Origin of the sequence: Arthrobacter sp. EPSL27, assembly GCF_001512305.1 — a bacterium.
Taxonomy (GTDB): domain Bacteria; phylum Actinomycetota; class Actinomycetes; order Actinomycetales; family Micrococcaceae; genus Arthrobacter.
Genome location: NZ_LNUT01000004.1, coordinates 444,664 through 466,937, shown reverse-complemented (window position 1 = coordinate 466,937; position 22,274 = coordinate 444,664). Strand labels below are relative to the sequence as shown.

The 22,274-nt window shown below is 68.9% G+C and carries 16 protein-coding genes and 1 rRNA gene; 13 read left to right on the top strand and 4 right to left on the bottom strand.

The window, feature by feature from the left end; translation table 11 throughout:
- Positions 1–39 precede the first annotated feature (39 nt).
- From AR539_RS06870 to AR539_RS06850, 5 genes are all read left to right on the top strand, one after another.
- Positions 40–1,206: a glycosyltransferase family 4 protein gene (locus AR539_RS06870; protein ID WP_066434025.1), complete on the top strand. Its 1,167-nt coding sequence runs from the start codon at positions 40–42 to the stop codon at positions 1,204–1,206.
- The gene (locus AR539_RS06865) at positions 1,203–2,600 is read left to right on the top strand and encodes a UDP-glucose dehydrogenase family protein (RefSeq protein ID WP_066434023.1); all 1,398 of its coding nucleotides are present in this window, start codon (positions 1,203–1,205) and stop codon (positions 2,598–2,600) included. The genes AR539_RS06870 and AR539_RS06865 overlap by 4 nt, the downstream gene beginning before the upstream one ends.
- 111 nt (positions 2,601–2,711) lie before the next feature.
- Entirely contained in the window at positions 2,712–4,907 is a 2,196-nt protein-coding gene (locus AR539_RS06860; protein ID WP_231728518.1) for a sensor domain-containing protein, read from the top strand.
- Between the two features lie 141 nt (positions 4,908–5,048).
- Positions 5,049–7,151, top strand: coding sequence for a putative bifunctional diguanylate cyclase/phosphodiesterase (locus tag AR539_RS06855; RefSeq protein ID WP_231728517.1), 2,103 nt, complete (start codon positions 5,049–5,051; stop codon positions 7,149–7,151).
- A 162-nt stretch (positions 7,152–7,313) separates the two neighbouring features.
- Positions 7,314–9,095 carry a sensor domain-containing protein gene (locus AR539_RS06850; protein ID WP_082699227.1) on the top strand — a complete coding sequence of 594 codons (1,782 nt, stop codon included), beginning with the start codon at positions 7,314–7,316 and terminating at the stop codon, positions 9,093–9,095.
- Between the two features lie 60 nt (positions 9,096–9,155).
- Here the strand turns inward: AR539_RS06850 and AR539_RS06845 are convergent, their stop codons facing one another.
- The 3 genes from AR539_RS06845 to AR539_RS06835 form a co-directional block, all read right to left on the bottom strand.
- Positions 9,156–9,998 carry an SDR family NAD(P)-dependent oxidoreductase gene (locus AR539_RS06845; RefSeq protein ID WP_066434019.1) on the bottom strand — a complete coding sequence of 281 codons (843 nt, stop codon included), beginning with the start codon at positions 9,996–9,998 and terminating at the stop codon, positions 9,156–9,158.
- Between the two features lie 272 nt (positions 9,999–10,270).
- A 5S ribosomal RNA gene (gene rrf, locus AR539_RS06840) occupies positions 10,271–10,383 on the bottom strand.
- A gap of 154 nt (positions 10,384–10,537) precedes the next feature.
- Entirely contained in the window at positions 10,538–11,704 is a 1,167-nt protein-coding gene (locus AR539_RS06835; RefSeq protein WP_231728516.1) for an adenosine deaminase, read from the bottom strand.
- A gap of 48 nt (positions 11,705–11,752) precedes the next feature.
- Here AR539_RS06835 and uvrA point away from each other — a divergent pair, with 48 nt between their 5' ends.
- The 3 genes from uvrA (at position 11,753) to AR539_RS06820 (ending at position 16,562) form a co-directional block, all read left to right on the top strand.
- Complete coding sequence (gene uvrA / locus AR539_RS06830) at positions 11,753–14,341, top strand: excinuclease ABC subunit UvrA (RefSeq protein WP_066434016.1); 2,589 nt, start codon at positions 11,753–11,755, stop codon at positions 14,339–14,341.
- Positions 14,342–14,595: 254 nt separating this feature from the next.
- On the top strand, positions 14,596–15,276 hold the full coding sequence (locus AR539_RS06825; protein WP_066434013.1) for a LysM peptidoglycan-binding domain-containing protein: 681 nt from the start codon (positions 14,596–14,598) through the stop codon (positions 15,274–15,276).
- A 359-nt stretch (positions 15,277–15,635) separates the two neighbouring features.
- Positions 15,636–16,562: a metallophosphoesterase family protein gene (locus AR539_RS06820; RefSeq protein ID WP_331457486.1), complete on the top strand. Its 927-nt coding sequence runs from the start codon at positions 15,636–15,638 to the stop codon at positions 16,560–16,562.
- Positions 16,563–16,597: 35 nt separating this feature from the next.
- Here the strand turns inward: AR539_RS06820 and AR539_RS06815 are convergent, their stop codons facing one another.
- On the bottom strand, positions 16,598–17,125 hold the full coding sequence (locus AR539_RS06815; protein WP_066434010.1) for a hypothetical protein: 528 nt from the start codon (positions 17,123–17,125) through the stop codon (positions 16,598–16,600).
- A 214-nt stretch (positions 17,126–17,339) separates the two neighbouring features.
- Here AR539_RS06815 and AR539_RS06810 point away from each other — a divergent pair, with 214 nt between their 5' ends.
- The 5 genes from AR539_RS06810 to AR539_RS06790 form a co-directional block, all read left to right on the top strand.
- Complete coding sequence (locus AR539_RS06810; RefSeq protein ID WP_066434008.1) at positions 17,340–18,242, top strand: MSMEG_6728 family protein; 903 nt, start codon at positions 17,340–17,342, stop codon at positions 18,240–18,242.
- A gap of 59 nt (positions 18,243–18,301) precedes the next feature.
- The gene (locus AR539_RS06805; protein WP_066434004.1) at positions 18,302–19,213 is read left to right on the top strand and encodes an SDR family oxidoreductase; all 912 of its coding nucleotides are present in this window, start codon (positions 18,302–18,304) and stop codon (positions 19,211–19,213) included.
- A gap of 45 nt (positions 19,214–19,258) precedes the next feature.
- A complete protein-coding gene (locus AR539_RS06800) occupies positions 19,259–19,669 on the top strand; it encodes a DUF1622 domain-containing protein (RefSeq protein ID WP_066434001.1) in 411 nt (136 codons plus the stop codon).
- A 14-nt stretch (positions 19,670–19,683) separates the two neighbouring features.
- On the top strand, positions 19,684–20,448 hold the full coding sequence (locus AR539_RS06795; RefSeq protein WP_066433999.1) for a YqjF family protein: 765 nt from the start codon (positions 19,684–19,686) through the stop codon (positions 20,446–20,448).
- Positions 20,449–20,546: 98 nt separating this feature from the next.
- Positions 20,547–22,274, top strand: a 1,728-nt coding sequence (locus AR539_RS06790) for an HNH endonuclease signature motif containing protein (RefSeq protein WP_066433994.1), incomplete at its 3' end; no start/stop codon positions are given.

Below are 22,274 nucleotides of genomic sequence, written 5' to 3'. Positions count from 1 at the left end.
CCACCCCGCGCCGCAAGCACGCCCGCGCAGGGTGGAGGGGTGAGGATCGCAATTGTTGCTGAGTCATTCCTGCCGCTGATGAACGGGGTCACGCACTCCATCCTGCGGGTCCTGGAGTATCTGCAGGAGCGCGGGGACGAGGTGCTGGTGATCGCGCCGTCCACGCTGGACGCGGGCGCACCCGGGGAGGTCTACGGGGCGCATGTCCACCGGCTGCCCTCGGTTCCGCTGGCCGGCTACACGAACGTGCGGGTGGCGATGGGCGGTGTCTCTCGGGTCAAGCGAATCCTTGCCGACTATGCACCGGACGTGGTCCACCTGGCGTCGCCGTTCGTGCTGGGCTGGCGCGCGGCGCAGGCCGCCCACCAGCTGGGCATCCCCACTGTCGCCGTCTACCAGACCGAGGTGCCGGGCTACGCCGGGCGGTACGGCGTCCCCTTCCTGGAGAACTGGGCCTGGGCCCGGGTGGAGAACATCCACCTGCTGGCCTCCCGCACCCTGGCCCCCTCCAGCTTCGCGCTGAACCAGCTCCGCGGCCGCGGCATCCCGCGGGTGGAGATGTGGCGGCGCGGCGTGGACACCCGCCGGTTCTCCCCGGACAAGCGCGACGCCGGCTGGCGGGGCACCGTGGCCCCGGCCGGCGAGCGCATAATCGGCTACGTGGGCCGGCTCGCGGTCGAAAAGCAGGTGCAGGACCTCGCCGCCCTCCGCACTGTTCCTGGCACCAGGCTGGTGATAGTGGGCGACGGGCCCCAGCGGCAGGCCCTCGAGGAGGCGCTGCCGGACGCTGTGTTTACCGGGTTCCTCGGCGGCGAAGAGCTGGCCCGGGCCGTGGCGTCCTTTGACCTGTTTGTGCACCCCGGCGAGTTCGAGACGTTCTGCCAGACCATCCAGGAGGCCATGGCCTCGGGCGTGCCGGTGGTTGCCACGGGCCGCGGCGGTCCGCTGGACCTCGTCGAGAACTCCCGCACCGGCTGGCTGTACGAGCCCGGCGACCTGGCCGACCTGCGCTCCCGCGTTATGGACCTGATGGGCGACGACGCCAAGCGCCGCGCGTTCGCAGCGGCGGCCCACGCATCGGTCCAGGGCCGGACGTGGTCCGCCCTCGGCGCCGAGCTGGTGCGTCACTACCAGGCGGTCCTCGCCGCCGGCGTCCCCTGCAACGGCCGAACAACCAGCACCACCCGGCAAGGAGCCGCCCTGTGAGAATTTCCGTGATCGGCTGCGGCTACCTGGGGGCCGTGCACGCGGCCACCCTCGCCTCCATGGGCCACACCGTGGTGGGGATCGACGTCGACTCCGCCAAGGTGGAGCAGCTGGGCCGCGGCGCGGCGCCGTTCTTCGAGCCCGGGCTGGACGAACTCCTCCGCGACGGCATCGCCACCGGCCGGCTCCGCTTCTCCACGGACTTCGCGGATACCACCCGCGCCCAGCTGCACTTCCTGTGCGTGGGAACCCCGCAGTCCGCAACGTCCGACGGCGCCGACCTCACCTACCTCGTCGACGCGACGGAGGCGCTGCTCCCCCACCTGCTGCCGGGGGCCGCCGTCGTGGGCAAGTCCACGGTTCCGGTGGGAACAGTGGACATGCTCAGCGGCGTCCTGTCCACCCGGCCGGACGTGCTCCTGGGCTGGAACCCCGAATTCCTGCGCCAGGGCACCGCCGTCAAGGACTCCCTGGTTCCGGACCGGCTGGTCTACGGCGTCCCCGGGCACGGGACAGCCGGCAGCGCCGCGGGAAAAACGGCCGGCACCGGCGCCGCGGTCACCGCCGCCCTCGACGCCGTTTACGGACCGCTGCTCACCGCCGGGATTCCCCGCTTAGTCTGCAACTTCGCGACGGCGGAACTGATCAAGTCGGCGTCGAACGCGTACCTGGCCACGAAGCTCAGTTTCATCAACGCCATGGCCGAACTCTGCGACGCCACCGGGGCGGACGTGACCCAGCTCGGCACCGCCATGGGCCTGGACCCGCGCATCGGCAGCCGGTACCTGCACGCCGGGCTGGGGTTCGGCGGCGGCTGCCTGCCCAAGGACATCCGCTCCCTCCGGGTGCAGGCGGCAGCCGCGGGCGTGGATTCGGTGGATCGGTGGATGGCGGTGGTGGACTCCATCAACCAGGACCAGCGGTCCCGCACCGTGGGGCTGGCCCGGGAACTGTGCGGCGGGCAGCTGGGCGGCCGCCGGGTCACCGTGCTCGGCGCGGCGTTCAAACCGGATACGGACGATATCCGGGACTCCCCGGCCCTAGCCGTCGCCCTCCAGCTGGCGTCGGACGGCGCCCATGTCACGGTGACGGACCCGGCCGCGGTCAACAATGCGTGGCGGCGCTACCCGCAGCTGCGCTTCGAACCGGCCACGGCGCAGGCCCTGGACGGGGCCGAACTGGTGCTGATGCTCACCGAGTGGGATGACTATGTCTCCCTCCACCCGGCCGTCGCCGGAGCCCAGGTGCGGCGACGGACCCTGCTGGACGCAAGAAACGTGGTGGACGCGGCTGCCTGGGAGGCGGAGGGCTGGACCGTCCGCGGCCTGGGCCGGGGCCTGGACCGCAGCAACGCGGCCGCCGCCACACACCCGGCGCCGGAACAGGCCCGCTGAAACGCGCCGCCCAACTTGGACGGCGCCCGCCCGCGCGGCCCCTATGATTTCCTGAGGGGAGGGCATGTCCATGAAATACAAGCGGTCTCGAATGCACCCGGCGGTGGCCGCGTGACGGCTTCCCCGTACCCGGCGCCGTGCCCCGAGGCCGTGCTGGACTCCTGCCCCGACGCCCTCCTCGTCGTCGCCGAGGACGGGACCATCCGTTTCGTCAACGCCGCCACGGAACGCATGTTCGGCTACACCCGTGACGAACTCCTCGGCCGGGACCACCGGATGCTCCTCGCCGAAGGCTTCCGCACCGGCCTGCAGCGCATCTTCTTCGCCCTCCGCAAGGACGCCAACGCCAGCCCGGCCGCTACCGGCTCCAACGCCGGGCCCGTCCCCGCACCTCCGTCCTTCCCCCCGGTCGAGGCCTACGGGGTGCGTCGCGACGGCACCGAATTCCAGGGCGAAGTGGCCTGCTCGCTGCTGGCCCAGGACAGCGGCGGCGACCCCACTGCCCCCAGGAGCATGGCCGTCTCCGTGCGTGACACCTCCCACCGGCTGGCCGCGGACGCCGGCCTGCGCGAGGCTATGTCCCTGCTGACCGCCACACTCGAGTCCACGGCGGACGGCATCCTGGTGGTCGACAGCGACGGCCGGATCGACGGGGTCAACAACCAGTTCATCTCCATGTGGGGCATCCCGCGCAAGCTCCTGGCCACCCAGGATGACGAGGCCGTGATGGGCTTCGTCCTGGACCAGCTCACCGACCCCGGGCAATTCGTCGAGAAGGTCAGTGCGCTGTACGCCGACCCCGCCGCGGAAAGCCACGACGAGCTGGACTTCCGCGACGGCCGGACGTTCGAACGCTACTCCCGCCCGCAGAAGGTTGCAGACAAGGTGGTCGGCCGTGTCTGGAGCTTCCGGGACGTGACCCCCGCCCGGGTGGCGCAGGACCGCATCACCCAGGCCATGGCCGACCTCGCAGCGCAGGCCGCCCAGCTCAAGTCACTCGCCTTCCAGGACCCGCTGACCGGGCTGTCCAACCGCCAGCTCTTCAACGACCACCTCGCGGCCGCGCTGCTGGGGCCGTACGGCACCGCCGTCGACGTCCTGCTGCTGGACCTGGACGACTTCAAGGAAGTCAACGACATCCTGGGCCACCACGCCGGTGACCAGATGCTGATCGAGGTGGGCCGGCGACTGCGGGAGTGCGTCCGGCCCAACGACGTCGTAGCACGCCTGGGCGGTGATGAATTCGTGGTGCTGCTGGTCGGCTCGCTGGACGCCGAGGCGGTGGCGGAGAAGATTGTCGACTCGCTGCGGGTGCCGCTCTGGATCGACGGCACCATGCTGCGCCCCAGCCTCAGCCTCGGGCTGGCGTCCATCACCGATGACGTGGTGGGTGCGTCCGAGCTGCTGCGCCGCGCCGACGTCGCAATGTACGCGGCGAAAGTGGCCGGGAAGAACAGATATATGCGGTTCCGGCCCGAGATGATGCAGTCGCTACTGGAACGCACAGAGACGGAAGCCGGCCTCCGCTTGGCGGTCGACACCGGGCAGATCTCCGTGCACTACCAGCCGATTGTTTCGTCCCGGCTGGGCGTGGTGGTGAAGGTCGAGGCGCTGGCGCGCTGGGAGCGCGACGGCGTGATCGTCCCGCCGCAGCAGTTCATCCCGGCCGCGGAACGCAGCGGCCTGATTGTCGAGATCGGCACCGAGGTCCTGCTCAAGGGATGCACCGAGCTGCGGCCCTGGCTGGCGGAGGACGCCGCGAGGTCCCTCGCCGTCAATGTCTCCGGGGTCCAGCTGCAGCACGGCGACTTCGCCGAGCTGGTGCTTGCCGTGACCTCGTCCTGCGGGGTGGACCCGCGGCAGCTGGTGCTGGAAGTCACCGAGAGTGTGTTCTTCGACGACGACTGCCACGTCATCCGGCAGCTCACCGCCCTCCGCGCGGCCGGCGTGCGGGTGGCCCTGGATGATTTCGGTACCGGATATTCCTCCCTCGGCCGGCTGCAGGATCTGCCGGTGGACACGCTGAAGATCGACCAGTCCTTCACCTCCATGATCCGCACCGGCGACGAGCACCTCCCGATCCTCAGCTGCATGATCACCATGGCCCACGGCCTAGGCCTGACCGTTACTGCGGAGGGCGTGGAGACGGCGGCGCAGGCCGAATATCTGATGAACCTTGAATGCGATTCGCTGCAGGGGTTCCTCTTTGCCGAAGCGGAACCTGAGCCCGCCCTGGCATCCGCCATCACCCGGTCCGCCGGCGCCTTTGCCGCGCTCCGGGGAGGCCGGGTGTCCGGGCGCCGGTGACCCGCGGAAAGTCCCGGTCCGGAGGTGCTGGACAACGGCACACCGGACCCTATGATGCAGGAAACGCTTTCGTCCGCGGCGCAGCCGCCGGGCTTCTTTGCACGTCCGTCAACATCCGTCGCTTTGGGGGCCGGTATCGCCGTGGGAACTGGGATTGAAAAGACCCTGCTTGAGCAGGGCCCCGATGCGTATCTGCTGCTGACGTCGGACGGCACCATCGCGTTCGCGAACCCGGCGGCGGAGCGGCTCTTCGGCTATCCGCGCGAACAGCTGCTCGGCGTCGGGCACGGCGTGCTGCTGTCGGAGGACGAGCGCGGCGGATTCCTGCGGGTCTTCGGCCGGCTGGGACGTGGCAGCAGCGCCGGCCGGCGCCCGTTCGCGGCGGCAGGCCGGCACCGGGACGGCAGCGATCTGTCGCTGGAGATCACCTGCTCATTGGTGACGGTCGACGGCGGCACAGCCATGGCGGTTGCCGTCCGGGACGGCAGCCACCGGAAGGACACCGATTCGGGCCGCCGCCTGGCGGTCTCATTGCTCGATGCAACGCTGGAAACTACCGCCGACGGGATTGTGGTGGTCTCCAGTGAGGGGCAGATTACCGGTGTCAACGACCAGTACCTGAAGCTGTGGGGCATGCCGCCGGAACTGATTGCTGCGGAGGACCCGGACGCGCTGGTCACCTTCATCGCACGGCAGCTGCTGGACCCGGACGCCTTCCTGCAGAAGGTCGCGGAGCTTTACGCCGACAGGTTCAAACAAAGCCACGATGTGCTGGAGTTCAAGGACGGCCGCATCGTGGAACTCTACTCCCGTCCGCAGAAGGCCGCCGGGACGATCGTGGGCCGGATCTGGAATTTCCGTGACATCACCAGCCGGCAGCGCGCCCAGGACCAGGCTCGCCGCGCCATGGAGGAACTCGCCGAGCAGACGGACAAGCTCAAGGAACTGGCCTTCCAAGACCCGCTGACAGGGTTGGCCAACCGGATGCTCTTCAACGAGCGCGCCGCCGCCGCGCTGCTGACACCCGGACCCGTGCACGTCCTGCTGCTGGACCTGGATGACTTCAAGGAAGTCAACGACGTGTTGGGGCACCAGGCCGGCGATGAAATGCTGGTAGAGGTTTCGCGGCGGCTGCAGAAGTGCGTGGGGCCGCACGGAACGGTGGCGCGCCTCGGCGGAGACGAATTCGTGGTGCTGCTGGTGGGCTGCAATGACGCCGACGCAGTGGCGCATCGGATCGTGGCCGCGCTGAACGCCCCGGTCTCCATCGAGGGAACCCTCATGCGGCCCGGCCTGAGCCTGGGCGTGGCCTCGCGCGGCGCCGGAACCATGACGTCCTCCGAGCTGCTGCGCCAGGCGGACCTTGCCATGTATGCGGCCAAGGAAGCCGGCAAGAACTGCTACGTGCACTTCCGGCCGGAGATGCACGCCGCGCTGCTGGAACGCACCCAGCTGACTGCCGGGCTGCGGCGGGCCGTGGAGTTGGGGCAGATCAGCGTGCATTACCAGCCCGTGGTGTCCGCCGAGCAGCTGCAGGTCGTGCAGTTCGAGGCACTGGCCCGCTGGCAGTGGGAGGGCAGGCTGATGCCGCCGGACCAGTTCATCCAGACGGCGGAGCGCAGCGGCCTGATCCGGGAAATCGGGGCGGAGGTGCTGCGGCGCAGCTGCGCCGAACTGCAGCCCTGGCTCGCGGAAGACCCGCGGCGGACCCTCGCCGTGAACGTCTCCGGCGTGCAGCTGCAGCACCCGGACTTCGCCGAGCGCGTCCTGGACATCGCGGCGTGGAGCGGCGTGGACCCGCACCAGCTGGTCCTGGAGGTGACGGAGAGTGTGTTCTTTGATGCCCAATGCCATGTCATCACCCAGCTGGTGACCCTGCGCGGGGCCGGGATCCGGGTAGCCCTGGACGACTTCGGCACGGGCTATTCCTCGCTGGGCCGGCTGCAGGAGCTCCCCGTGGACATCGTGAAGATCGACAAGTCCTTTGTCTCCATGCTGCGGACCGGGACGGAGAAGTTGCCCATCCTGACATCGATGATCCACATGGCACGCAGCCTCGGACTGAAGGTCACGGCCGAGGGCATCGAAACCCCGGAGCAGGCCCGCTACCTGATGGATCACGGCTGTGACGCCCTGCAGGGCTTCCTCTTCTCCCGGCCCGAGCCCGGGTCACGCCGGGAACTTGGCATCCGCAACTCCGTCGCCGCCATTGCGGCGCTGGAAGGTGTGCCGCTGCCGGGGTAGGAGCGCGAACCGGGCGCTGGCGGCGACACAATCCGGGCCGCGTCATTGCGCGTGCCGCTGGGGGCGTCCGCGACCACATATGATTCAGGAAGCGCAGCCCGCCGGGTTCTCACTGAGGCGGCTGCTACTTCACATCCGTCGCTTGGGGGGCAGGCAAAACACATGGAATCCGGACTCGCACAATTGCTGCTGGAGCACAGCCCGGACCCGCTGCTGTTGCTCGCCTCGGACGGATCCATCTCCTTCCTCAACGCCGCCGCGGAGGACCTCTTCGGGTACTCGCGGGCGCAGCTGCTGGGGACCCATTCGTCACTCCTCCTGGCAGAGGACTCCCGTGAACCGTTCCGCGGTGCCGTGGCAGCTTTGGCCCCGGCCGCGCCCCGCTCACGCAGGCCCTTCACCGGTGCCGGCCGCCGCGCCGACGGCACCGAAGTCCCCGTCGAGATCACGTGTTCGCTGCTGCCCGACGGCGGTAATGGCCCTGGCGCGGCGGCGCGGCCGGTGGCCCTCTCGGTGCGCGCCGGGCACCGCCAGGACACACCCGCCGGCAACGGGCCCGGCGGCACTGCAGCGGACGCCGCAGCGCCCCGCCGTCGTAATCTTTCTTCTCCGGCACCCGCGGCCTTCGCCGAACCCGACGACGCGCTCCGGGCCGGGGTGCTGCGTGATCCGCTGACCGCGCTGCCCAACGGCACCCTGTTCAACGAGCGGCTCGCAGCGGCGCTACGCCGGCCGGACCCCGTGGACGTGCTGCTGTTGAACCTGGACGACTTCAAAAACCTCAACGACATGCTGGGCCGCTCTGCCGCCGACGAAATGCTGGTGGAGGTGGCCAGCCGGCTGCGGAACTGCGTGCGTCCGCACGACACCGTAGCCCGGCTCGGCGGCGACGAGTTCGTGGTCCTGCTGACCGAGTGCCTCAACGCGGAAGCGGTGGCCAAACGGATCGCCGAGTCGCTGTACGAGCCGCTGCGCGTCGGCGGTTCCTTGGTGCGGCCGGGCATCAGCATGGGGCTGGCGTCCAGGACGCCGCAGACGCTCGACGGCGCGGAGCTGCTGCGGCAGGCGGATGCGGCCATGACGGCGGCCAAGACCGGCGGCAAGAACACCTGGCTGCGGTTCCGGCAGGAGATGCTCGGCACGGCAGCGGCCAAGGCTGACGGCCGGGCCGGGCTGCGGCAGGCGGTGGAGCTGGGCCAGATCTCGGTCCACTACCAGCCCGTGGTGTCCCCCGGGCTGGGTGCCGTGGTCCAGTTCGAGGCGTTCGCGCGCTGGGAACGGCACGGCCGGCTGGTCCCCCCCAACCAGTTCCTGCCCGTGGCCGAACAAAGCGGCCTCATCCGGGAGATCGGCGACGAGGTCATGCGCCGGGCCTGCGCGGAAATCCGGCCCTGGCTTGCCGGCGATGCCGGTTACAGCGTGGCGGTGAACGTCTCGGGCCTGCAGTTCCAGAACCGCGACTTCGCCACCGACGTGCTGGCGATCGTGGCGTCCACGGGGGTTGATCCGCGCCAGCTCATGCTGGAACTGACCGAAAGCGTGTTCTTCGAATCCGATTTGGACGTGCTGCGCCAGTTGCGCCAGTTGCGGGAGGCCGGAGTGCGGATTGCGATGGACGACTTCGGCACGGGCTACGCGTCCCTGGGCCGACTCAAAGGGCTGCCCCTGGACAAAGTCAAGATCGACCGCTCCTTTGTGGCGATGATCAAAACGGGCCAAGAGCAGCTGCCGTTCTTCGACACCATGATCAACGCCGCCCATTCCCTGGGCCTCAGGGTCACTGCCGAGGGCATCGAGACGGCGGCGCAGGCCAGCTACCTGATGGACCGCGGCTGCGACTCCCTGCAGGGTTACCTCTTCGCCAAGCCGGCACCCGCCAGCGAGCTCGCCGGGACGATGGAGAGCGCGCTGACGGCCATCGACAAGGTCGAAGCCGGCCGCTAGTCCGGGTGGCCCGGCGCTGGCCGGCCGGCTTTCCCTTCGCTAGAGCCGCTCAGGCCTGGATCAGCGGGGGTCAAGTTCGTCGAGGTCCGCGCCAACCATCGCGGCGCTGCGCTCCCACAGCTCCTTGGCGAGGCCGGCGTCGTAGGCCTGTTTGTTGGCCTTCGCCAGCGCCCGCTTGGCGTAGTAGGCGCCGGAGGTCCAGTCCTGGCCCGGGGTGGACGTAGCGAGCCACACGAGCGTGTCGGCGCCCTGGTCGGGAGTCAGCATGAACCTGTTGAGGAAGGTTTTGTAGGCGTGCCGCATGCGGCTAGTGGACTCGGCCGCGAAGTTAGTGGCCACCACGCCGGGGTGGAATGCGGCGGTGCTGATGCCTTCCGCGGCGTAGCGGTGGTGGAGCTCGGTGGTGAAAAGGATGTTGGCAAGTTTGGCGGTGCCGTACGCGCGGTTGGTGGAGTAGTTCGTGGCGCCATCCAAGTCATCCACGTCCAGCTTGCCGAAGCCGTTGGCGGCGCTGGAGGTGTTGATGACGGTGGCGTTGCTGGCGGTGAGCACGTCCATCAGCTCGAGGGTGAGCAGGAACGGAGCCAGGTGGTTGATCTGGAAGGTCTTCTCGTACCCGTCCACGGTGAGCTCGCGCCGGCCCATGATGCCGCCGGCGTTGTTGGCCAGGACATCGATCCGCGGGTACTTCGCCTTCAGCTGGGCGGCGAGTTGACGCACCTGTGCCAATTCCGTGAAGTCGGCAATAAAGTAGTCGGCGCCGATCTCTTCCGCAATGCTCCGGGTCTTCTCCGCGGAACGCCCGACGACGACCACGCGCTCTCCCAGCCTGCTCAGGGTCCGCGCCGCGGACGCGCCAATGCCGTCGCTGGCGCCGGTGATAACGATGGTCCGTGCGGTCATGAAAAAGTCCTCCGGGCAGATGCGGGATGTGGCTGGTTGAAACGAGCCTACCGAACCCCAACGACCCCGGCCCGGCCAGGGTTCCCCGACCACACCGATGCTCCCTCACCTATGGCGGCCGTACCGCTGACGCTCCCTCACCTATGGCTGCCGTGCCGCGGACGCTCCCGCACCTATGGCGGGGGTATCGCGGAGGCTCTCGCAGGTGTGGTTTTCGGGTTGAATGCGGGAGGACCCCCGAACGGTGTTCGGGGGTCCTCGACCTAATGATGTTCCGGCGGTGACCTACTCTCCCACACCCTCCCGGGTGCAGTACCATCGGCGCTGTGGGTCTTAGCTTCCGGGTTCGGAATGGGACCGGGCGTTTCCCCCGGTCGCAGCGAAACTCAACCGCCGGCCCCGGCCCACCCTCAACCTCGAGACCCCAGCCAACCGGCTGAACCAGCTGCTGCGAACCGCGGCATGAACCCTGGCGTTGCTCCGACTACTTGACTTTGCCGCGGTTTTAGCCACCACAAGTGATAGGGCAACCCGGGGGTTTAGCGCCCGGACGCCGCCAGCTCGGCCAGCAGCTCCGTCTTGCGTTCCTCGCTCGCGAAGGAGGACCGGATGGAGTTCGCGGCCATCCGCACGCAGTCGAACTCGGACAATCCGATCACGGACTTCAGCTGGGCGAAGTTATCGTCCACGTAGCCGCCAAAATAGGCCGGATCGTCCGAGTTCACGCTCACGTTCAGCCCCGCCGCGAGCATGGCCGGCAGCGGGTGCTCCTTCAGGGTGTCCACGGCCCGGAGCCGGACGTTGGACAGCGGGCACACGGTCAGCGGCATGAGTTCGTGCACCAGCCGCTCCACCAGCTCCGGGTCCTCCATGCAGCGGATGCCGTGATCGATCCGCTCGACGTCCAGGAGGTCCAGGGCGTCAATGATGTACGACGGCGGTCCCTCCTCGCCGGCGTGCGCAATCCGGTGCAGCCCGGCGTCCTTGGCCCGGGCAAACAGCCGCTGGAACTTGGCCGACGGGTTGCCCACCTCGGCCGAATCCAGGCCGATGCCTGCGATGGGCGCGTTCAGGGCGAGCAGCTGCTCCAGCACCTCTAGCGCCGAGTCCTCGGACAGGTCCCGCAGGAACGCGGCGATCAGCAGGGTGGAGATGCCGAATTCCTGCTCCGACACGGCCAGCACCGACGCCACACCGTTCACGCAGGTCTCAAGGGCCACCCCGCGGGACACATGCGCCTGCGGGTCCAGCATGATCTCGGCGTGCCGCACCCCGGCGAGCGCGGCGCGGGACAGGTACGCCCGGGTCATGTCCGCGAAGTCCTGCTCGGTCTGCAGCACGGCCATGTTCGCGTAGTACAGGTCCAGGAACGACTGCAGGTCGGTGAACTCGTACCGCGAGCGCAGCTCGTCCAGGTCCGCATAGGGCAGCTGGATCCCGTTGCGTTCGGCCAGCGCGAAGATCAGCTCGGGCTCCAGGGTGCCCTCGATGTGCAGGTGGAGTTCGGCCACCGGCAGCGGGCCGTGCACCTCCTCGGGCACCTCGGCGAATTCGGGCACCTCCGGGGTGGCGGGTGCTGGGTTGTCCTGTGCGGTGTTGTCCTGTGCAGCGCTGACCGGGGGCGTGTTGTTCTGCGCAGGGCTGTCCGAAGCAGGGCTGTCCGGTCCAGCGCCCGCGGCGGCCGGGACGCCGTCGTTAGTTTCCATTGGGTAAGGATATGCCCGCGGGCCGCAGACACCGATAGAATCAATTCGATGCACCTTGATCAGCAGGCTTCCGATCCCTCCGGCGGGACTTCCGCTCCCAACCACACCACGGACGGCTTTGTCCGGGTCCGCGGCGCCCGGGAAAACAACCTGCGGAACGTGGACGTGGACGTGCCCCGCGACGCGATCGTGGCGTTCACCGGGGTGTCCGGGTCCGGGAAGTCCTCACTGGCATTCGGCACCATCTACGCCGAGGCCCAGCGCCGCTACTTCGAGTCCGTGGCGCCCTACGCCCGCCGGCTCATCCAGCAGGGCCACAACCCCAAAGTGGAGATGATCACCGGGCTGCCGCCCGCCGTCGCGCTCCAGCAGCGCCGCGGGACACCGAGTTCGCGTTCCACCGTGGGCACGGTCACCACACTCTCCAACTCGCTGCGCATGCTCTTCTCCCGCGCCGGCAGCTACCCCGACGGCGCCAGCCAGCTTGATTCCGACGCGTTCTCGCCCAACACCGCCGCCGGCGCCTGCCCGGAATGCCACGGCCTGGGCATCGCCCACACCGTCACCGAATCCTCGCTGGTCCCGGACCCGTCGCTGAGCATCCGCGACGGCGCCATTGCAGCCTGGCCCGGTGCGTGGCAGGGCAAGAACCTCCGCGATATCCTCACCCACCTGGGCTACGACGTCGACACCCCCTGGCGGAAACTGCCCAAGAAGGACCGGGACTGGATCCTCTTCACCGAGGAACAGCCCGTGGTGGAGGTGACGCCGCAGCGAGACCGGGTGGCCAAGCCGTACAAGGGCCGCTTCTGGAGCGCCAAGAGCTACGTGCTGCACACCCTCGCCGATTCCAAGAGCACCACCATGCGCGACCGGGTGCTGCGCTTTATGGAAACCGGCCCCTGCCCCGTCTGCGGCGGCAGCGGACTCACCCCCGCGGCCCTGGCCGTGACGTTCGCCGGACGCACCATCGCGGAACTCAACGCGGTGCCCATGAGCGACCTGGCCGAGATCATCCGCCCCACCACCGAACTCACCACGGCCGGAACGGCGTCCCGGAAGCAGACTTCCGGCGAGGGCAATGAGGTGGCCGTCGCCATCACCCGGGACCTGCTGCAGCGGGTCACGGTGCTGCTGGACCTCGGCCTGGGCTACCTCGCGCTGGGCCGGTCCACCCCCACACTCTCCCCCGGCGAGATGCAGCGGCTGCGCATCGCCACCCAGCTCCGCTCGGGGCTGTTCGGCGTGATCTACGTGCTGGACGAGCCTTCCGCGGGCCTGCATCCGGCCGACGCCGAACCCCTCCTCGCGGTCCTGGACCAGCTCAAGGCCTCCGGCAACTCGGTGTTCGTGGTGGAGCACAACATGGACATCGTCCGCAGCGCCGACTGGCTGGTGGACGTCGGCCCACGCGCCGGCGAGGGCGGCGGCGAGGTGCTCTACAGCGGCCCCGTCGCCGGGCTCGCCGACGTGGATGCGTCCGTGACCCGGCCCTTCCTGTTCCCGGACGGGTCTGGCTCCGCAGAGGGTTCCGAGGAAACGCTCGACGGCGGCGCGCGCCGCCGTGGCGCGGCCGGTGCCCGCCGGGAAGCCGGCGGCTGGCTGGAGCTGCGCGACATCACCCGCCACAACCTGCGCGAGCTCGACGCCGATTTCCCGCTCGGCGTGCTGACCGCGGTCACCGGCGTCTCCGGCTCCGGCAAATCCACCCTGGTCAGCCAGGTCCTGGCCGAGGTGGTGGGTGCCCGGCTGCACCCGGAGGCAGACGCCGCCAAGGGTGCGGACGAGCTGGAAACCGCCGAGGCCGCGACTGAGCCGCTCTCCGTGGGACCGGTCTCCGGGCTGGACCAGCTGGACCGGCTAGTCAAGGTGGACCAAAAGCCGATCGGTCGCACCCCGCGCTCCAACCTCGCCACCTACACCGGCCTGTTCGACGCCGTCCGCAAGGAATTCGCGGCCACGGACGAGGCCAAGGCCCGCGGCTTCGGCGCCGGCCGCTTCTCCTTCAACGTGGCGGGCGGCCGCTGCGAGACGTGCCAGGGCGAGGGGTTCGTCGCCGTCGAACTCTTGTTCTTGCCCGGCAGCTACGGCCCCTGCCCGGAATGCCACGGCTCGCGCTACAACCCGGAGACCCTGGAGGTCACTTACCGCGGCAAGAACGTTGCGGAGGTCCTCGGCATGACGGTGAACGCCGCCGCCGAGTTCCTGGCGGACGTCCCCGCCGCTTCCCGCAGCCTGCAGACGCTGCGCGAGGTGGGCCTGGGCTACCTCCGGCTCGGCCAGCCCGCCACGGAGCTCTCCGGCGGCGAAGCCCAGCGCATCAAGCTCGCCACCGAGCTGCAGCGCACCCAGCGTGGGCACTCGCTCTACCTGCTGGACGAGCCCACCACCGGCCTGCACCCGGCCGACGTCGAGCTCCTGATGGCGCAGCTGCACCGGCTGGTGGACGCCGGGAACACCGTGATCGTGGTGGAGCACGAGATGGACGTGGTGGCCGCGGCGGACTGGGTGATCGACCTCGGGCCGGCCGGGGGCGACGCCGGCGGCAAGATCATCTCGGTGGGCACCCCTGCCGCCGTCGCGAAGTCCAAGAAAAGCCGGACAGCGCCGTACCTTGCCAAGGTGCTGGGACGCTGACTTCTAGGCGCCCGGATGGCCGCCGCGTGATTCTACGGGCGGGGCCGGCAAAAATAACGTCTTGATAACGGCGGGCACCTGCCCTAGCCTTGGGTGCATGCCCGAGGACCGGGTAGTGAATGCCCGGTGCTGCCACCACCAGATACTGCCCGACCGGTAGACACCGTCATGACCTCTATCGTCAGGGGCGGGCAGTAGTGCGATAACGTCCGGGGACGGACCGAGCACCGGTGGCCCTCAGGAGCATCTGTCCCATGAAGAAATCCACCTACAGCACTGCCGCGCGCCGCGGAGCCACCCTTGCGGCCGTCACGATGGCCGGCGTCGCGTTGTCAGCGTCGGCCGCCAACGCGGCGGTCCCCAGCACTACCTCCAGCACCGTCTGGGATTCGCTGGCCCAGTGTGAGAGCAGCGGCAACTGGGGCATCAACAACGGAAACGGCTACGCCGGCGGGCTGCAGTTCAGCCCGGGCACGTGGGCGGCCTACGGCGGAACGGGGTCGGCGGCCAACGCCAGCCGTGAACAGCAGATCGCTGTCGCGGAGCGGGTGCAGGCAGGCCAGGGCTGGGGAGCGTGGCCCTCGTGCGCTGCGAAGCTGGGCCTGAGCGGCGGCGCGGTGGCTCCGCAGAGCGCGCCGCAAGCGGCCGTTCCTGCACCGGCCAAGGCGCCGGTGCGCAGCGTCGCCCCGAAGGCTGCCGCTCCGGCGGCCGCTGCCAAGGCCGTTGCCCCCGCGAAGGCCGCCGCGCCCCGCCACGCCGCGGCCGTTGCCCTGAGCGGTGAGAGCTACACCGTCCAGAGCGGCGACACGCTCAGCAAGGTCGCGGAGAAGCTCAACATCGCCGGGGGCTGGCAGCAGCTGGCCGACGCCAACGCCTCGACCATCAGTGACCCTGACCTGGTGTTCCCGGGGCAGGTGCTGCAGCTGCCCGCCTGACCTGGCCGTAACTGACCGATAAACCACGACGCCGGAGCGTTCCCCACGCGGGAGCTCCGGCGTCGTGGTTTAACTTGTGGCCCGTGGTCGCGTATCGAGCCGTTGCTGCCTGGCTCCGGCGGGCCAGGGGCCGGCCGTCCAGTGGTCACCGCAAGGTGGTGACGGCATCATTACCAATACGGGACGAAATTTTTACCGCGCCACTCTGCCGTTGAGGAATGGTCATGGCTGCTAAACCGGGAAGACGAAGAACGGCCGCAGCCCTCGCTGCATGCCTGTGCCTGATGTTGGCGGGCTGCCAGCCGGGCTCCCCCGAACCCGCCCCGCCAACTGCGCCGGGGCCTGGTCCAGCTCCGGAGATTTCGGGGGGTTCCCTGCATTTCACGGCGCAGGGCGACATCGGCGTAAAAAAGTCTTCCAAACAGGTGCTGGACACGATCGCCGGCCTCAGGCCGCAGTTGAATCTTGCCCTCGGCGACTTCAGCTACAAGGCCGGTATCGAGCAACAGTTCTGCGACATGGTCAAGGGCAAGCTGGGCCCGGGCTTCCCCTACCAAGTCATCGCAGGCAACCATGACAGCGACGGCACGGATGGCGACATCGACACCATCACCAAGTGCCTGCCCAACAAGCTCCCGGGCCTGCAAGGGGACTACGGGACGCAATGGTACGTCGATGTCCCCGAAAAGAACCCACTGGTGCGGCTCATCATGGTCTCCCCCGGCATCCCCTTCGAGGACGGGCAGGATTTGGACTATTCCAGTGGCAGCGACCGCTTGGACTGGACCACCAAGGCCATCGATGGGGCCGCAGCGGCCAACATCCCCTGGACCATCCTGGGCATGCACGCCACCTGCCTAAGCGTGGGCCGATACGACTGCCCGGTCGGCCACGAATTTGCCAACATGCTGCTGGCCAAGAAAGTCGACCTGGTCCTCACCGGCCATGACCACATCTACCAGCGCACCCATCAGCTGGCGCTCGGCCCGGACTGCCCAGCTTTGGTTCCCGATACGTTTTCCCCGGGCTGCATCGCCGATTTTGACGACACCTTGGTCAAAACCGCCGGGACCGTGTTCACCACCACCGGTGTGGGCGGTGAAAGCCTCTACGATGTGCACAAAGACGACTCCGAGGCAAAATATTTCGCCGCCTTCTCCGGCAAAAACCGCAGCCCCGCCTTCGGCACCCTTGACGTCGTCCTGACAGCAGACAAGCTCTCCGCCAGGTTTGTCCCGGCCGACGGCTACACCTTCACCGACGCATTCAGCATCGCCCGGCAGTAAGGCCGGCAACCGGGAAGGAGGGGAACCTCCCGGGGCTAGGCGGCGACCGGAAGTTCGCGGATGATCCGGACTTTCCAGGCGGTGTCGTCGCTGGTGTCGAGCAGCGCCACGGTGCCCATGGCGAGGTGGAGGGCGACCCGCTTGGCGGCGAGCAGCTCCAGGTAAAGGCTTTCGTTCATGCGGGCCGGAGCGTCGATAACGTACTTCACGGCGTCGCGGACCTTGCGGTAGTTGTCGCTCTTCTCGCGGTGCAGGTGCAGCTCCAGCATGCGCCGCTGCTTGATCTTCGGCTCGTGCCGGTTCAGCCAGGACACCGCGGCATGGACTCCGACCACCACGGTCAGCGAATAGACGTAGATTTCCCACCCGCTGGACAGCAGGAACAGGGGAAGGTTGGCGATGGCCACCACCGCGATGAACAGGCGGAGTGCCACCAGGCGGCGCATGGTCAGCGCCACGGAGGCCATGGCCGCGCCGAATCCGTGCTGCTCTTTGCGGGCTGCCGCGGGATCGATGGTGAATTCTTCCAGGACCAGGATGCCGTTCGCTTCGGGGCTCAGCATCCGTCCGTATTTGGGCAGGGGTGCGGGCGCGGCGGGCGCCTCAGATGCGGTTAAAATATTCTTCGACATTGGAGAGTCCTCGGGCGCGCAGGGGTTCTTTGTGATAGTTTACGCGCCACTTACGGCGCCCGTCTTGCCCGTTCCGAAATGTGAACACCCTCACCCGCGGCCCTCCCCAATTGGCGCATTGGCTCCGTGGCCTCAAACTGGACTGATGCAGACTTTTCTCCCCTTCCCCGATTTCCAGCAGAGCGCCGCGGTCCTGGACCGCGCCCGGCTCGGCAAGCAGCGCGTCGAGGCGCTGCAGACCCTGCGTGCGCTGGTGATCCCGGAGTACGGCTGGCAGTCGCACCCGGCCATCCGGATGTGGATGGGGTATGTTCCCGCGCTGACCCTGTACGGCCTGGCGATGGTGGACGAGTGGACCGCCCGCGGCGGCGCGGACACCACGCGCGAGAAGATCATGGAATTCGCGCCGCAGGCCGCCCACCCCGGCTATGCCGACAAGATCCCCATGCCGCCGTGGCTGGGCAACCCCGAGGTGCACCTGAGCCACCGCTCCCGGCTGATCGCCAAGGACCCGCGGTTCTACACGGAGCTGTTCCCGGACACGGAACCGGATCTGGAGTACGTGTGGCCCGAGCCCAAGCACGAACTCCTGCCGGAGGATCCCACCGGGGACCGGATGTGGGTCCTCCGCCTGCCGCTCGGTGACACCGCCCCGGACAAGCTGGACACGGTAAGCCTGCCGCTCGTGGGCCGGGCGAAGGCTGTTGCCGACGCCGGCGACGATGACTACCAGTTCGTCTACGCGGACTCCGGGTCCCGCCGGCCCAAGGTGCGCAAGCTGCCGCCGAAGCAGCTCGTCAAGAAGCCCACCCGCAAACGCCAGCAGCAGGAAGAAGCGTTCAACACGCTTCCGGGCAAGTCGACCATCGCGATCCCGTTCGACGACGGCGCGTCCTTCGCCGTCGGCAAGGTGCTGGGCCGCCCGATCACCGTGAACGGCCGCTTCGCGCGCCACTTCGAGGTGGACGAGATCCTGAAGCGCTCGGACTTCGATTACCCGGCGCTGCTGCAGGATCCGCGGGTGTTCTTCCCGATCCCGGCGCGGTAGCCGGACGACGGCGGGGCGGGCCGGTTCTGGCCGCCCCTTCCGGCTGGCAGACTGTTCCTATGACTGTACTAATGGCCGGTTGCGGCGATCTGGGCACCGAGGCAGGGCTGAGGTTCGCCGCGGCAGGACACCGCGTGGTGGGCTGGCGGCGTTCGCCGGACAAACTTCCGGCCGCCATCGAAGGTGCCGCGGCTGACCTGACCGCCCGCGAACTGCCGCCCGTCCCCGCGGACACCACCGCCGTCGTCGTCGCGGTCGCAGCAGACTCCCCCACGGAAGCCGCCTACCGCGCCGCGTATGTGGACGGACTCTCCAACGTGCTGGACGCCGTCCTCGCCTCGGGTGCGCCGGTGCAGCGGGTGCTCTTTGTCTCCTCCACAGCCGTCTACGGCGACGCCGGCGGGGACTGGATCGATGAAAGCACGGCGCCGGAGCCCGGCGGGTTCTCCGGCCGCATCATCCGCGAGGCGGAGGAGCTGCTCTTCAGCCGGCTGGACGGAACCGGGATCACGCCGGTGGTGCTGCGCCTGGGCGGTATCTACGGCCCGGGCCGGACCCGGCTGATCGACCAGGTGCGCGGCGGGACTGCGGTGATTCCGGCGGAGCCGCGCTTCACCAACCGCATCCACCGCGACGACGCCGCCGCCGCAATTGTCCACCTGTGCACCATGGAATCCGTGCCGGAGCCCCTGTACTTGGGCGTCGACAACGAACCTGCCGAAATGGGCGAGGTCCTGCGCTTTCTGGCCGACGAGCTGGGACTCCCCCAGCCGCCGTCGGCCGCCGCAGAGGAGGCCCCCGACGGCGGCTCGGGTAACGGTAGCTCGCGGAAGAGTGGCGAACCGTCCCGGGGTGGCAACAAGCGGTGCAGTAACGCACGTCTGCGGAGCACCGGGTTGGAGTTCGCGTACCCCAGCTTCCGTGAAGGTTACCGGGACATCCTGGCCGGCGTAGGCGTACGGTACCCCTAGGACTTACCGGGTCAAGCCGCCAGTACGCTTTCCAGGACGGGGACTATGGATCTTCAGGCGATCATCGAAGCCGCGGGCCGGTACATGGATGTGGCCGGCGTTGCCGTCATGGTGATCGGCGCCGTCGTTTCCATCCCGCTGGCGATCCGCGGATTCCAGCCGCGGAGGCTGCCGGAGGGGGCCGAACCGTTCTCCGTGTACCGGTCGTACCGGCAGCTCCTGGGCCGGTCCATCCTGCTGGGGCTGGAACTGCTTGTGGCGGCCGACATCATCCGCACCGTCGCCGTGGCTCCCACTTACGAGAGTGTGGGCGTGCTGGCCATCATTGTGTTGATCCGGACGTTCTTGAGCTTTTCCCTCGAGCTGGAAATCACCGGCCGCTGGCCCTGGCAGAAAGAGCCCGAACCATCCTCCGCGTCGGCAGCGGGCACAAGCCCCTCCGGACACCCGGGCTGAGGGACTCTATCCTCATGGATCACGATCCCTGGCCTCTCGCCCCCGAACTTCCCGCCCCGGTCATCATGGACCAGCGGTGGTCGGACGCGGTCTTCCTGCACTGGCGCATCCCCGACGCCGTCGCTGCCGCGTTTATGCCGCCCGGAGTGGCGCCGGACAACTTCGACGGTTCGGCGTGGGTGGGGCTGATCGGCTTCCGGATGGAGGGCGCCGGTCTGGGGCAAGGTCCCGCGATTCCGTACTTCGGAAGTTTCACCGAGATCAACGTCCGCCTCTACTCCCGCGAGCCGGACGGCACCCGCGGTGTGGTCTTCCTCAGCCTCGACGCGACGCGGCTGGCTGTGGTGCTGGCGGCGCGGGCGGCCGGTATTCCGTACGTCTGGTCCCGGTCGGGGTTTCGTGGGGTGGGTACGGGCGCCGCTGCGGGCGCTGCTGTCGGCCCGGCGGGCCGGCCGGGCGGGTCTGTCGGCTACTGGGTGCAGCGTTTTCGGGCTGGGGCGCGTTCCGACTTCGCCGTCGCCCCGGAGCCCGACGTCGAAGCCTCAGATCCGTTGTCCCTCCACCTCACTGCCCGGTTTGGTCTGCACACCCGGTTCCGGGGCCGGACCCTGTACGTTCCCAACACGCATCAGCCTTGGCCGCTATACCGGACGCAACTGACTCACTGCGAGGATCAGCTGGTTGCTGCGGCCGGCATCCACGTTGAGGGTCCGCCCGAATCAGTGCTCTTCTCCCCCGGCGTCCGGACCCAATTCGGCCGACCCCGGTTCCTGGAATAGCAGGCAGGCCTGGGCGCTGCCGGCAAAGTATTGGCCACTCATCCGGGCCCGACGCCGGCCGGCGCTATTTTGTCGTAGGTCGTTACTAGTGTGGGTTTATGGAAACCGTCAAGGATTTCATCACCGTTGAGGACTCGGGCCGGGACAACGTTCCGGCCGGGGACTCCGGTGCGGAACGTGTTGTGGGAGCCGACGGCAGGGACCGTCCGGGCCGCTTGAGCACCGCCGAAGCTTTGGATGCGGCCCTGGCGCTCCTGCAGGATGTGGGCCCGTCGGCGGCCGGGGACTCCGCGTTGTGGGACTTCCGGGAGTCGGCGGATTTCACGGGCAAGGTCGAGGAGCTCTCGCGGTTTGTGGAGCACTTGCAGGTGGTGGGGGCTGGTGCCGTGGACCGGAGCAGGAAGCACGCCGCGGCCGTGGCAGCGAAAGCCAGCACGTCGTGGACCACCGGCTGGCGTGACGACACCGGTAACGCGACGACACCCGCTACTCCGGATGCTGCTTCTGAAGGTGTGACGGGTTGGCGCGACGACATCGGCGATGCGACGACACCCGCGACGACGGATGCTGCTTCCGAAGGTGTGGCCGGCTGGCGCGACGACACCGGCACCGCGACGACACCCGCGACGACGGATGCTGCTTCCGGTGCCGCGGCTGACTGGCGCGATGACTCAAGCTACGGAACTCCGTTAGCGGGACTGGCAAGGGATGCCGTGGCGGCCGGCGCGTCGGGTGCCACGGCCGCGGCGAGCGTGGCGGCCGCGGAGGCTGCTGCGGTGGTGGATGACGGGTACCGGAACACCACGGAGTTCTTGCGGGGCCGGTTGCGGATCAGCGCCGCGGAGGCCCGCCGCCGGCTGGCCTTGTCCGGGGAGCTGTTGCCGCGGTGGGGCTTCACCGGGGAGGTGTTGCCTGCGGTGCGCGGGGAACTCGGGGCTGCTGTCGCGTCCGGGGAGGTCGGCTCCCGGTCCGCGACCATCATCACCCTGGCCCTGGACCGGGTCCGGCATACGTGCGCTCCGGAGGCCGCGGACCGGATGGAGTATGCCCTGACCCGTGTAGCGGTAGAGAATGACCCGGATTTCCTGGCCCGGGTGGCCCGGAAATGGGTGGATGCGCTCGATCAGGACGGGGCCGAACCGTCCGAGGAACTCCTGCGCCAAGTTCAGGGCGCCTTTATCCGCAAACCCCGCCACGGCCTGCACCACCTGGAGATCTTCGCAACCACCGAGCAGTTCGAACAGCTCGTCACCGTCATGAACACCGGCACCAACCCCCGCGCCACCGGCACGGGAGCCGATGCCGCGGACGGGGGTGCCGGTGACGGTGTCCCGTTCGACCTCCGCACCCAGCCGCAGAAACGCCTCGACGGCCTCGTCGGCGCCTCCAAAGTCGCGCTGGCCGCCGGCGGGCTGCCCGCGACCGGAGGGCTCCGGCCCCAGGTCATGGTCACCATCGACTACCGGGACCTGCTCGCCCGCCTCGACAGCCTCGGGAACACCGGGAACACCGGGAACATGCTGTTCACCGGGCCCGTGACGGCCTCCACGGTCCGGAAGATCGCTTGCGACGCGGACATCATCCCGGTCCTGCTCGGCGGGAACGGCCGGATCCTCGACATTGGCCGCACCTCCCGGGTGTTCCCGCCCCACATCCGCAAGGCCCTTACCGCCCGCGACCTCGGCTGCGCGTTCCCCGCCTGCACCATCCCCGCCACCTGGTGCGAGGCCCACCACATCACCTACTGGTCCCGCGGCGGCACCACCGGCACCGACAACGGCGTCATGCTCTGCTCACGCCACCACCACCTGATCCACAAAGAACAA

Bases quoted from the DNA above. Each gene is read 5' to 3' on its own strand.
- AR539_RS06835 (WP_231728516.1), bottom strand. From the start codon at position 11,704: ATGGAAACTAACGACGGCGTCCCGGCCGCCGCGGGCGCTGGACCGGAC.
- AR539_RS06845 (WP_066434019.1), bottom strand. From the start codon at position 9,998: ATGACCGCACGGACCATCGTTATCACCGGCGCCAGCGACGGCATTGGC.
- AR539_RS06795 (WP_066433999.1), top strand. From the start codon at position 19,684: ATGGATCACGATCCCTGGCCTCTCGCCCCCGAACTTCCCGCCCCGGTC.
- AR539_RS06810 (WP_066434008.1), top strand. From the start codon at position 17,340: ATGCAGACTTTTCTCCCCTTCCCCGATTTCCAGCAGAGCGCCGCGGTC.
- uvrA (WP_066434016.1), top strand. From the start codon at position 11,753: ATGCACCTTGATCAGCAGGCTTCCGATCCCTCCGGCGGGACTTCCGCT.
- AR539_RS06850 (WP_082699227.1), top strand. From the start codon at position 7,314: ATGGAATCCGGACTCGCACAATTGCTGCTGGAGCACAGCCCGGACCCG.
- AR539_RS06800 (WP_066434001.1), top strand. From the start codon at position 19,259: ATGGATCTTCAGGCGATCATCGAAGCCGCGGGCCGGTACATGGATGTG.
- AR539_RS06815 (WP_066434010.1), bottom strand. From the start codon at position 17,125: ATGCTGAGCCCCGAAGCGAACGGCATCCTGGTCCTGGAAGAATTCACC.
- AR539_RS06805 (WP_066434004.1), top strand. From the start codon at position 18,302: ATGACTGTACTAATGGCCGGTTGCGGCGATCTGGGCACCGAGGCAGGG.
- AR539_RS06825 (WP_066434013.1), top strand. From the start codon at position 14,596: ATGAAGAAATCCACCTACAGCACTGCCGCGCGCCGCGGAGCCACCCTT.